Origin of the sequence: Aestuariicoccus sp. MJ-SS9 (genome assembly GCF_032586235.1) — a bacterium.
In the GTDB taxonomy this organism is placed as follows: Bacteria; Pseudomonadota; Alphaproteobacteria; order Rhodobacterales; family Rhodobacteraceae; genus Aestuariicoccus.
The window spans coordinates 238,417-250,215 of the sequence record NZ_JAWHTD010000002.1 but is presented as its reverse complement, the minus strand read 5'-3'; the positions used below and the strand labels follow the sequence as shown (position 1 = coordinate 250,215).

General features: G+C 67.7%; 12 protein-coding genes. 10 read left to right on the top strand and 2 right to left on the bottom strand.

Annotated features, from left to right (window positions below; translation table 11 throughout):
• Positions 1 to 101: 101 nt before the first annotated feature.
• Positions 102 to 539 carry a MarR family winged helix-turn-helix transcriptional regulator gene (locus tag RXV88_RS02970; protein ID WP_316290591.1) on the bottom strand — a complete coding sequence of 146 codons (438 nt, stop codon included), beginning with the start codon at positions 537 to 539 and terminating at the stop codon, positions 102 to 104.
• A 72-nt stretch (positions 540 to 611) separates the two neighbouring features.
• On the opposite strand from RXV88_RS02970, the gene hmgA reads away from it, so the two are divergent.
• The 8 genes from hmgA (at position 612) to RXV88_RS02930 (ending at position 7,246) form a co-directional block, all read left to right on the top strand.
• Positions 612 to 1,973, top strand: a complete 1,362-nt coding sequence (gene hmgA / locus RXV88_RS02965; protein WP_316290590.1) for a homogentisate 1,2-dioxygenase — start codon at positions 612 to 614, stop codon at positions 1,971 to 1,973.
• 128 nt (positions 1,974 to 2,101) lie between these two features.
• A complete protein-coding gene (locus RXV88_RS02960) occupies positions 2,102 to 3,043 on the top strand; it encodes a fumarylacetoacetate hydrolase family protein (RefSeq protein ID WP_316290587.1) in 942 nt (313 codons plus the stop codon).
• Complete coding sequence (locus RXV88_RS02955) at positions 3,040 to 3,993, top strand: MBL fold metallo-hydrolase (RefSeq protein WP_316290585.1); 954 nt, start codon at positions 3,040 to 3,042, stop codon at positions 3,991 to 3,993. Before RXV88_RS02960 ends, RXV88_RS02955 begins: the two co-directional genes overlap by 4 nt.
• A 1-nt stretch (position 3,994) precedes the next feature.
• Positions 3,995 to 4,192 carry a hypothetical protein gene (locus RXV88_RS02950; protein ID WP_316290583.1) on the top strand — a complete coding sequence of 66 codons (198 nt, stop codon included), beginning with the start codon at positions 3,995 to 3,997 and terminating at the stop codon, positions 4,190 to 4,192.
• Between the two features lie 39 nt (positions 4,193 to 4,231).
• Positions 4,232 to 5,821: an FAD-dependent oxidoreductase gene (locus tag RXV88_RS02945; protein WP_316290581.1), complete on the top strand. Its 1,590-nt coding sequence runs from the start codon at positions 4,232 to 4,234 to the stop codon at positions 5,819 to 5,821.
• Positions 5,818 to 6,021, top strand: coding sequence for a DUF2783 domain-containing protein (locus RXV88_RS02940; RefSeq protein WP_316290579.1), 204 nt, complete (start codon positions 5,818 to 5,820; stop codon positions 6,019 to 6,021). Before RXV88_RS02945 ends, RXV88_RS02940 begins: the two co-directional genes overlap by 4 nt.
• Position 6,022: 1 nt before the next feature.
• Entirely contained in the window at positions 6,023 to 6,793 is a 771-nt protein-coding gene (locus RXV88_RS02935; protein WP_316290577.1) for an HpcH/HpaI aldolase/citrate lyase family protein, read from the top strand.
• 51 nt (positions 6,794 to 6,844) lie between these two features.
• Positions 6,845 to 7,246, top strand: a complete 402-nt coding sequence (locus RXV88_RS02930) for a hypothetical protein (protein WP_316290575.1) — start codon at positions 6,845 to 6,847, stop codon at positions 7,244 to 7,246.
• Positions 7,247 to 7,255: 9 nt separating this feature from the next.
• On the opposite strand, the gene RXV88_RS02925 is transcribed toward RXV88_RS02930, so the two are convergent.
• Positions 7,256 to 7,720, bottom strand: a complete 465-nt coding sequence (locus RXV88_RS02925) for a GNAT family N-acetyltransferase (RefSeq protein ID WP_316290574.1) — start codon at positions 7,718 to 7,720, stop codon at positions 7,256 to 7,258.
• 198 nt (positions 7,721 to 7,918) lie between these two features.
• Here RXV88_RS02925 and smc point away from each other — a divergent pair, with 198 nt between their 5' ends.
• Positions 7,919 to 11,374 (top strand): chromosome segregation protein SMC, encoded by a 3,456-nt coding sequence (smc, locus tag RXV88_RS02920; RefSeq protein ID WP_316290572.1) that lies wholly within the window; start codon positions 7,919 to 7,921, stop codon positions 11,372 to 11,374.
• A gap of 61 nt (positions 11,375 to 11,435) precedes the next feature.
• On the top strand, positions 11,436 to 11,795 hold the full coding sequence (locus RXV88_RS02915; RefSeq protein WP_316290570.1) for a hypothetical protein: 360 nt from the start codon (positions 11,436 to 11,438) through the stop codon (positions 11,793 to 11,795).
• The last annotated feature ends 4 nt before the right edge of the window (positions 11,796 to 11,799 follow it).

Below are 11,799 nucleotides of genomic sequence, written 5' to 3'. Positions count from 1 at the left end.
CCCCCCCCCCCCCCCCCCCCCCCCCCCCCCCCCCCCCCCCCCCCCCCCCCCCCCCCCCCCCCCCCCCGGTCGGACCGCGCAAGCGGTCCGAAACCCTCCGCTCATGATTGCCCGGCAAGGCTTTGCAGCAACCGCCGCAGCGTCGCCGCTTCTTCCGCCGACAACCCCGCCACCAGTCTGGCGTCATAGCCTTCCGCGATCTCCCGCAGATCGCGGTAGACCGCCCGCCCCGCCGGCGTCAGGGACAACGATTCCTGCCGGCGGTCTTCGGTCTTGCGCGACCGCGTCAAAAGCCGCTTGGTCTCCAGCGCCGCCACCGCCCGGCTGATCTTGGTCTTGTGCAGCCCCGCCCGCGCGCCGATGTCCCGGGCGGTCATCTCGCCGTAGATGCCGAGGTGAAACAGCACCCGCCACTCTGTCCGCAGCATGCCGTAGCGCTGCTTGTAGAGACGCTGGAACCCGGCGCTTGCGGCCTCGGCGGCCTGCGCCAGCAGGTAAGGCAGGAAAAGCTGCAGATCGAAGTCGTCTTTTTGCGCCATGACGGGTCCGTTCGCGTTGTTAGTTACAAAAACAACTATTACCCTACGGCGAATCCGGCAAGGGAGCGATGCATGAACCGTCAGACCGACCCCAAGGGCATGGTACAGGCCCCCAGCCTGCCTGGCCCGCATGAAGGCTATATGCCCGGCTTCGGCAACGATTTCGAAACCGAGGCTCTGCCCGGCGCGTTGCCGCAGGGCATGAACAGCCCGCAGAAATGCAACTACGGGCTTTACGGCGAACAATTGTCGGGCACGGCCTTTACCGCGCCCAGCCATCAGAACGAACGCACCTGGTGCTATCGCATCCGGCCCTCGGTGAAACACTCGGGCCGCTACAAGCGCATCGACCTGCCCTATTGGAAATCCGCGCCGCATGTGGTCGAGGACGTCACCTCGCTGGGTCAGTACCGCTGGGACCCGGTGCCGCTGACGGACGAGCCGCTGACCTGGCTTTCGGGCATGCGCACGATGACCACGGCGGGCGACGTGAACACCCAGGTCGGCATGGCCAGCCACATCTACCTGGTCACACAATCCATGCAGGACGCCTATTTCTTTTCGGCGGATTCCGAATTGCTGGTGGTCCCGCAGGAGGGCCGCCTGCGGTTTTGCACCGAACTTGGCGTCATCGACCTCGCCCCGCAGGAGATCGCGATCCTGCCGCGCGGGCTGGTCTACCGGGTCGAGGTGCTCGAGGGCCCCTGCCGGGGTTTCGTCTGTGAAAACTACGGCCAGAAATTCGCCCTGCCCGGGCGCGGACCGATCGGCGCGAATTGCATGGCCAACCGGCGCGATTTCAAGACGCCCGTTGCCGCCTTCGAGGACCGCGAGGTGCCCTCGACCCTGACCATCAAGTGGTGCGGCCAGTTCCACCAGACCGAAATCGGGCATTCGCCGCTCGACGTGGTGGCCTGGCACGGCAATTACGCGCCGGTGAAATACGACCTGAGCACCTATTGCCCGGTGGGCGCGGTGCTCTTCGATCACCCCGACCCGTCGATCTTTACGGTGCTGACCGCGCCCTCGGGCGTCGAGGGCACGGCGAATATCGACTTCGTGCTGTTCCGCGAGCGCTGGATGGTGGCCGAGGACACCTTCCGCCCGCCGTGGTATCACAAGAACATCATGTCCGAGCTGATGGGAAATATCTATGGCCAATACGACGCCAAGCCGCAGGGCTTCGTGCCCGGCGGGATGAGCCTCCACAACATGATGCTGCCGCACGGGCCCGACAAGGGCGCCTTCGAGGGCGCCTCGAATGCCGAACTGGCGCCGCACAAGCTCGACAACACGATGTCATTCATGTTCGAGACGCGCTTTCCCCAGCACCTGACCCGCTTTGCCGCCGAAGAGGCGCCCCTGCAGGACGATTACATCGACTGCTGGGCCGATCTGGAGAAGAAATTCGACGGCTCGCCCGGAAAGAAATGAGTATCCGGTGCCTTGCGGCACCGGACCGTTTGGGGGGCCAGCCCCCCAAACCGAGTTAGAGTTGGGGGGCCAGCCCCCCAAACCCCCCGGGATATTTATGGATCAATGAAGAGGGTGGCTTTGTGAGGGTGGCAACGCTGAGATGTGAAGGGCCGGACGGCCGGCTGGCGGTCGAGCGGGACGGGTCCTGGGCCTGGGGCACTGTCGGCAGTTTGCAGGTTGCGCTCGATACCGGGGATTTTGGCACCGGCGGCGCGGCGGAGGTGGCCGAGGAGAAATGCCTGTCGCCGCTGCCGCGGGCCTATCAGTTTCTCGACGGATCGGCCTATGTGAACCATGTGGAACTGGTCCGGCAGGCGCGCGGCGCGCAGATGCCCGAAAGTTTCTGGCACGACCCGCTGATGTATCAGGGCGGATCGGACGGTTTTCTGGCCCCGACCGATCCGATTATCGGCGACCCAGATTGGGGCATCGACTTCGAAGGCGAGATCGCGGTGATCACCGGCCCGGTAAGGATGGGCGCGAGCCGCGACGAGGCGGCGGCGGCGATCCGGCTGGTGATGCTTTGCAACGATGTGTCGCTGCGCAACCTGATCCCGGGCGAGCTGGCCAAGGGGTTCGGCTTTGTGCAATCGAAACCGGCCTGCGCTTTTTCGCCTTTCGCCGTGAATCCGGATACCCTGACGGGCTGGGACGGCGGCCGGCTGCATGGTGTGTTATGCGTAGATCTGAACGGACAGCCGTTCGGGCGAGCGGATGCGGGGCGCGACATGACTTTCGATTTTCCGACGCTGATCGCCCATGCCGCGAAGACGCGGAACCTGACGGCGGGCACCATCGTGGGGTCGGGCACGGTGTCGAACAAGCTGGACGGCGGCCCGGGCAAGCCGGTTGCCGAGGGCGGCGCGGGCTATTCCTGCATCGCCGAACAGCGCATGATCGAGACCATCGCCACCGGCGCGCCCAAGACCCCGTTCCTGCGACCCGGCGACCGGGTGCGGATCTGGATGGAAGACGAGGCAGGCCGGAATATCTTTGGCACGATAGATCAGACAGTAGAGGCCCTATGAGCAAATCCTTCGCAAGCGCCGGCGACATGGCGGAAAAGACCATCAGCTTCACGCAAGTGGGCGAGGGGCTTTATGCCTTTACCGCCGAGGGCGACCCCAACAGCGGCGTCATCATCGGCGACACATCGGTGATGATCGTCGAGGCGCAGGCGACGCCACGGCTGGCGCGCAAGGTGATCGACTGCGTCCGGCAGGTCACCGACAAGCCGATCAGCCACCTGGTGCTGACCCATTACCACGCGGTGCGCGTTCTGGGCGCCAGCGCCTTTGCCGCGCCGCAAGTCATCATGTCGGACACCGCCCGCGCAATGGTGGCCGAGCGCGGGCAGGAGGATTGGGACAGCGAGTTCGACCGCTTTCCGCGGCTCTTCGAAGGGCACGAGGAAATCCCCGGCCTGACCTGGCCCACCACCACCTTCGGCGGGCGCATGACGGTCTATCTGGGCAAGCGGCGGGTCGATCTGATGCAGGTGGGCCGCGCGCATACGGCGGGGGACAGCGTGGTGCATGTGCCCGACCAGAACGTCATGTTCACCGGCGATATCGTCGAATACCACTCGGCCTGCTATTGCGGCGACGGGCATCTGCGCGAATGGCCAGCCACGCTCGAGGCGATCCGCGCCTTCGGTCCGGACGCCATCGCGCCGGGGCGGGGCGATGCGCTGGTGGGCGCGGAAATGGTCGGCAAGGCGCTCGACAACACCGCCGATTTCGTCACCTCGACCTACCGGTCGGTTGCGCGGGTGGCGCAGGGCGGCGGCACGCTGAAAGAGGCGATGGCCGCCTGCCGCGCGGTTTGCGACCCGAAATTCGGCGACTACGCGATCTATGAACACTGCCTGCCCTTCAACGTCGCGCGCGCCTATGACGAGGCGCTGGGGATCGAGACGCCCCGCATCTGGACCGCACAGCGCGACAAGGAAATGTGGGCGGCGTTGCAGGAAGACTGAGATGAGCAAGTTCGGCCCCACACGCGGCGAGCTCAAGATCCGGCTGGCGATCAGCGTCGTCGGGCTGGCGCTGCTGATCGCCGCCATCGCGATCAGAGGCTGGCCGCGCGGCCCCGCGCTGGTCGAGGTCGTGGGCGTGGCGGGGCTTTTCTTCGGTGGCTCGGCGGTCTGGACGGGGTGGAAGCTGTGGAAAGGCTGAGCCGCCCCGCGCCGGCCGCAGCGAAAGAGGACGTGTCACATGGCCTATGATTACCAACCCTTTCCCTATGTCCCACCGCCCGGGCTGCGCGGGCCCGAACCGCGCCACCCGGTCGCCATCGTCGGCGCGGGCCCCATCGGGCTGGCGCTGGCCATCGACCTGGCGCAGCGCGGCGTGGCGGCGGTGGTGCTGGACGACAACAACGTCGTCAGCGTCGGCAGCCGGGCGATCTGCTGGGCCAAGCGCACGCTTGAAATCTTCGACCGGCTGGGCGTTGGCGAGCGGATGCTGAACAAGGGGATCACCTGGAAGGTCGGGCGCAATTTCCATGGCGCGGACGAGGTCTACAGCTTTGATCTGCTGCCCGAGGACGGGCACAAATACCCCGCCTTCATCAACCTTCAGCAATATTACGTCGAAGAATACCTGATCGAGCGCGCGCAGGAGCTGGGCATCGATCTGCGGTTCAAGAACCGCGTCGTCGGGCATGAGGACAAGGGCGATCATGTGGTCCTGACGGTCGAGACACCGGACGGGTCCTATACGCTGGAGGCGGCCTGGCTTTGTGCCTGCGACGGGGCCAAGTCGCCAACGCGGGACCGGATGGGGCTGCCGTTCGAGGGACAGACCTTCGAGGAACACTTCCTGATCGTCGATGTGGAAATGGCCGAAAGCCCCTTTGGCAGCGACGTGCCCGAGCGTTGGTTCTGGTTCCATCCGCCGTTCCACCCCGGCCAGTCGGCGCTGCTGCATGCCCAGCCCGACAATATCTACCGGATCGACCTGCAGCTCGGCCCCGAAACCGACGCCGCAACCGAGGCTGCCGAGGAAAAGGTCCTTCCCCGCATCCGCGCCGTCGTGGGCGACCGGCCCTTCCGGCTCGACTGGATGAGCGTCTACAAGTTCCGCTGTGCGCGGCTGGAGCGGTTCGTGCACGGCCGTGTTCTGTTCGTTGGGGACAGCGCGCATGTGGTGTCGCCTTTCGGCGCGCGCGGCGGCAATGGCGGCATTCAGGATGTCGACAACCTGGGATGGAAGCTGGCCGCCGTTCTTGGCGGTGCGGCCGGGCCGGACCTGCTGGACAGCTACGATACCGAGAGGGTCCATGCCGCCGACGAGAACATCCTCAATTCCACCCGCGCCACCAACTTCATGACCCCCAAATCGCCGATCGAGGCGCTTTTCCGCGAAGAGGTGCTGCGCCTGTCGCACCGGCATTCCTTTGCGCGGCGGCTGGTCAACAGCGGACGGTTGTCCCTGCCCGCGGTGCTGCCGGGCTATGACAAGGGCGACGCGCCGGTCGCACCGGGCACCGCGATGCCGGATGCGCCCCTGTCGGATGGCTGGCTGATCGAACGCGTGCAGGGCGAGTTCACACTGGTCGGCTTCGGCGACATCGCCCTGCCCGAGGTGCCGGGCGTGCGGCGGCTGGGCATCGGGCAGACCGGCGCGCCCTATCCCTGCTGCACGTCGCCGGGCGACGTGGCGCAAGCGCGGTACGGCGCGGGCTGGGCCTATCTCTTCCGGCCCGACGGCCATGTTCAGGCGGCCTTTCGCGACCCCACGGCAGAGCTTGTAGCCGCAGAGGTGGCCCGCGCGTTCGGTCCCAACGCGGAGGTGACGCCATGACCGACCAGACCGACCGGCTGGGGGCGCGCGGCGACGATGTCTACGCCGCGCTGATGGCCGCGCATGAGGGGCTGACCGAGGCCGAAAGCCACTCGCTTAACGCCCGGCTGGTGCTGATGCTGGCCAACCGTGTGGGCGACGCCGACGCGGTGATCGCCTTGATCCGCGACGCCGCCGACATGACCGGAAAGGACGCCTGAGATGCCCGCGCCACAGAACGCCTTCAAACGCCAGCTGGCCAGCGGCCAGCGCAGTATCGGCTGTTGGATGTGCCTCTGCGATCCCTACGTCGCCGAGATCGTCGCCCGCGCCGGGTTCGACTGGGTGCTGATCGACGGCGAGCACGCCCCCAACGATCTTGTCACGATCACCCGGCAATTGCAGGTGGTCGATCCGCATTGCGCGCCGCTGGTGCGCCTGCCCATGGCCGAGCCCTGGCTGATCAAGCAAGTGCTCGACGCGGGCGCACAAAACCTGCTGATCCCGATGGTGAATTCCACCGACGACGCCCGCGCCATCGTCCGCGCCATGCGCTACCCGCCGCAGGGCATTCGCGGTGTCGGGCACGCGCTTGGCCGCGCCTCGCGCTTTGGGGCCGAGGCCGATTACGCGCGCAACGCCAATGACGAGCTCTGCCTGATCGTCCAGATCGAAAGCGTTGCGGCGACAGAGGCGCTGGACGACATTCTGGCGGTCGAGGGCGTCGACGCCGCCTTCATCGGCCCCGCAGACCTGGCGGCCGACATGGGGCTGACGCCGGATGCCGCCGAGGCGCAGGCCCTGGTGGCCACCACCCTGCGGCGCATCGCCGAGGCCGGGAAACCGGCGGGGATCATCGACTTCGCCGACAGCGCAATCGACGCGCATTTCGAAAACGGCGCACAATTCGTCGCCGTGGCTGCCGACGTGCTGTTCCTGTCGCGCGGCCTGCGCGGGCTGGCGTCGAAATGGACGGGCAAGCTGCGGCCTTGAAGCCTTGCGCGAATTAACGCGACCTTAACCCTGATGGGGCGAAGTCACGCCATGCGCTTCGCCCTCTTTCTTCTCATCGCCCTGGCCGCCTGCAACACCCCCGGGCCGCAGTTCTTCGGGATCGAACCGGTGGCGCGCAGCGCCGGAGGCAGCGATTTTCTGATCCGCCTCAAGGGCAATCTGGCCGAGGTGATCCGCACCAGCCCGGAATGGTCCCCGAAATACAACGAGGTCTCCCGCCGCGCCGCCATGGCGGTGGAGGCTGAATCCGGCTGTCAGACCGGCTGGATCGAAGGCGATGCATCGTTGATGATCATGGGGCTTTCCTGCAATGGCGCGGCACCCCCGGACAAGCCCGTACGCCCCGTAAGCTTCACCTGCTACCCCTATCGCGCCTTCAGCCTGAGCGGCGACGATCCTCTCGACTTCGCGCTCGAATGCCTCGAGGATTAGGGTCTGGAGTTAGCGCCCGGCTCCCAGACTCTTTTCGTAAAAGACGCTGGACGGGTTTTCCGGATACGCGCCGAACGGCCCGGTCTGGACAAAGCCCGACGCTTCGTAAAGCTGTACCGCCGCGGGCAGCTTGTGCCCGGTCTCAAGCCGCAGGACCCCGATCCCCTCGGCCCGCGCCACATCCTCCAGATGGACCAGCATCCGCCGCGCCACCCCGATGCCCCGCGCCTCGGAGGCGACGAACATCGACTTGATCTCGGCATAGCCGTCGCAGCGCATCAGCGCCGCGCAGCCCAGCAACTGGCCATCGTTCTCGGCCCCGAAAAACACGATCCCCGGCGCCTCGAGCGCGTCGATGTCCAGCGCAAAGTTTTCCTCCGCCGGGAACAGGGCGGCCATCAGCGCATGGCTTTCTTCCAAAAGCGCCACCGCCCGCGGATCGCGCGGCGACACCGGATGGATCGTCAGGGGCATCAGCTGCATCCTCATGAATTGCATCAATTCAATGCCTTGTCCGACCCTGCGTCAAGCCCCGGGTCGCCAGGCACAATGCGCAATATCTTGTGGATAAGCCCCCCGTACCGCCCCACATCATGCGCAAATCCGTTGACTCACCCCCCGCGCCGCCCGCAAACTCGGTCAGAGTGCAGGAATCAAGGGGCCAGTAGACAGGTGCGGTTTTCCAAACTCCGGCTGACCGGGTTCAAAAGCTTTGTGGACCCGACCGACCTTATCATCGCCGACGGGCTGACCGGCGTCGTCGGTCCGAATGGCTGCGGCAAGTCCAACCTGCTCGAGGCGCTGCGCTGGGTCATGGGCGAAAACCGCCCCACCGCCATGCGCGGCGGCGGGATGGAGGATGTGATCTTTGCCGGGGCCGCCAGCCGTCCCGCCCGCAACTTCGCCGAGGTCAGCCTGCAGATCGACAATACCGAACGGCTCGCCCCCGCGGGGTTCAACGATCAGGACAATCTGGAAATCGTCCGCCGCATCACCCGCGATGTCGGCTCGGCCTATAAAACCAACGGCAAGGAGGTTCGCGCGCGCGACGTGCAGATGCTCTTTGCCGACGCCTCCACCGGTGCGCATTCGCCGGCGTTGGTGCGGCAGGGCCAGATTTCCGAGCTGATCAACGCCAAGCCCAAGTCGCGCCGCCGCATCCTTGAAGAGGCCGCGGGGATCAGCGGCCTGTATCAGCGCCGCCACGAGGCGGAGCTGAAGCTGAAAAGCACCGAGGCGAACCTGCTGCGCGTCGACGACGTCATCGAACAGCTGGCCGCGCAGCTGGCCCAGCTGGAACGGCAGGCCCGGCAGGCCGCGCGCTATCGCGCCATCGGCGCCGAGCTGCGCCATGCCGAGGGGCTGCTGCTTTATGTCCGCTGGAAAGAGGCGGACGCCGCCCGCGCGCTGGCCGACGAGACCCTGCGCAGCCGCACCACCGACGCCGCCCGCGCCGAAACCGCCGCGCGCGAGGCCGCCAAGGCGCGCGAAACGGCAGAGGCCGCGCTGCCGCCCCTGCGCGAGGAAGAGGCGATCGCCGCGGCCGTCCTGCAACGGCTGACCGTCCAGCGCGACACGCTGGCCGATCAGGAAAAGCGCGCGCAGGACACCATCGCGACCCTGACCCGCCGGATCGAGCAATTGACCCAGGACATGGAGCGCGAGGCCGGGCTGAACCGCGACGCCGGCGAGACCATCGAGCGGCTGGAATGGGAGGCCCGCGAGCTGGCCAAGGCCAGCGAAGGCCATGACGACAAGCTCGCCACCGCCGCCGAGGCCGCGCGCGAGGCGGCCCAGGTCCTGCAGGAGCGCGAGGCCGACCTGGCGCAGCAGACCGAGGACGTGGCGCGTCTGGCCGCGCGGCACCAGTCGGCGCACCGCTTCCTGGCCGACAGCCGCAAGACGCTGGACCGCAGCGAGGCGCAGGCCACCCAGGCGCGCGAGGCGGCAGAGGCCGCAGAAGCGACCCTGGCCCGCACCGGCACGCTGATGGCCGAGGCGCAGGAAAAGCAGACCGAGGCGCAGGCGATGGCCGAGCGCGCCGAAAAGGTGCTGGCCGATGCCGACGACGCCCGCACCGAAGCGCAATCGCGCGAGGCCGACGCCCGCGCCGAACGCTCCGAGGCCGAGGGCGAGGCAAACGCTCTGCGCGCCGAGGTCACCGCGCTGGCCCGCTTGCTCGACCGCGATACGGCCGAGGGCGGGCAGATCCTCGACCGGCTGCAGGTGGAACAGGGCTTCGAAAAGGCGCTTGGCGCGGCGCTGGCCGACGATCTGCGCGCGCCCGAGGTCGAGGCCGACGGCCCCTCCGGCTGGGCCGCGCTGCCGCCCTACGATGCCGATCAGCCGCTGCCCGCCGGGGTGACGGCGCTGACACAGCATGTGTCGGTGCCGGATGTTCTGATCCGCCGCATGGGCCAGATCGGGCTGGTCGAGGCCGACGACGGCCCGCGCCTCCAGCCCCTGCTGCAACCGGGGCAACGGCTGGTCAGCCTTGAGGGCGATCTTTGGCGGTGGGACGGCTTCCGCTCCTGGGCTGAGGATGCGCCGTCTGCCGCGGCGCTGCGGTTGGAGCAACTGAACCGGCTGGAGCAACTCAAGCAGGAAATGGCACGCGCCACGGCGCAGGTCGAGGGCACCCGCGCCGCGCATGAGGCGCTGACCGCGCGGCTGGCCGAACTGACCGCGGCGGACAAGGCCGCGCGTGAGGCCCGGCGCGAGGCCGACCGCGCGCTCAACGACGCGACCCGCGCGCTGAACCGCGCCGAGGCCGACCGCGACATGGCCGACGGCAAGCTGGAAGGCCTGAAGATGGCCGTCTCGCGCCACGAGGACGAGGCGACCGGCGCGCGCAAGCAACTGGCCGAGGCCGAACGCGCGATGGCCGATCTGGGCGATCTCGACGCCGCGCGGGCGCAGGTCGAAGACATCAAGATGACGGTCGAGGCCGCGCGCATGACCATGATGTCGCGTCGGTCGGCCCATGACGAACTGCGCCGCGAGGGCGACGCCCGCAAGGGCCGCGCGCAGCAGGTGACCAAGGATCTTAGCGGCTGGCGGCATCGTCTGGACACCGCCGAAAAGCGCAGCGCAGAACTGGCCGAGCGCAAGGCCACGACCGAGGCCGATCTGGCGCAGGCCAGCGCAGCACCCGCCAAGCTGGCCCAGGAGCGCGAGGCGCTGGCCGCCTCGATCACCGACGCCGAAGCGCGCCGCGCCGCCGCCGCCGATGCGCTGTCGGTGGCCGAGGGCAAGCTGCGCGAGGCCATCGCCGCCGAACGCGACGCCGAGCGCACTGCATCGGACGCGCGCGAGGCGCGCGCCGGCGCCGCCGCCCGCGCCGAGGCCGCCCGCGAGACCATGGACCAGGCGGCCGAGCGGATCCGCGAGGATCGCGAGGCCACCCCCGACGCCCTGCTGACCCAACTGGATACCGATCCCGAAAGGATGCCCCCGGCCGACCAGATCGAGGCCGACGTCAACCGCCTCAAGCGCCAGCGCGATGCCTTGGGCGCGGTGAACCTGCGGGCCGAGGAGGACGCCCGCGAGGTGCAGGAGGAACACGACACGCTGGCCGGCGAAAAGGCGGATCTGGAAGAGGCGATCAAGACGCTCCGCACCGGCATCGCCAGCCTGAACCGCGAAGGCCGCGAACGGCTGCTGACCGCCTTCGAACAGGTGAACAGCAACTTCAGCCTGCTTTTCACGCATCTCTTCAACGGTGGCGAGGCGAACCTTGTGATGGTCGAATCCGACGACCCTCTCGAGGCCGGGCTGGAAATCATGTGCCAGCCGCCGGGCAAGAAACTGTCGACCCTGTCGCTGCTGTCGGGGGGCGAACAGACCCTGACCGCGCTGGCGCTGATCTTTGCGGTGTTCCTGGCCAACCCCGCGCCGATCTGTGTGCTGGACGAGGTCGATGCGCCGCTCGACGACGCCAACGTCACCCGCTTCTGCGACATGCTCGACGAGATGTGCCGCCGCACCGACACACGGTTCCTGATCATCACCCACCACGCGGTGACGATGTCGCGGATGGACCGGCTCTTTGGGGTAACGATGCAGGAACAGGGCGTCAGTCAGCTGGTGTCGGTCGACCTCAAACGCGCGGAAAAGATGGTCGCCTGATCGTGATCGCATTGCCGGGGATTGACCGCTAGTCTGGCCAGAGCCCGCGAAAGGATCCGCCATGCGTCTTGCCGTCTGCTTCGCCCTTCTTGCTGCCAGCGCCGCACAAGCGCAGGACTGGGGCCTGAGGGACAGCGACCGGCGCCTCTCCCCCCAAGAGCTGCAAGAGGCGTTGTCGGGCCGCATCGTCGCCTTCTATGACGACGGCCGGTCGGAATACTACGACGATGGCCGCTACACCTACACCTATGCCCGGGGCGGCGGCACCGCCTACGGCTATTGGAGCGTGAACCAGGACGGCGCGGTCTGCGTGGCGTTCGTCACCGGGGCCGAACGGTGCGATCTTTACGTCAGGGATGGCGAGCGGCTGGTGTTGCTGGACCAGAACGGCGACCGCTATCCGGTGCGGCCCGATCCCTAGAGCC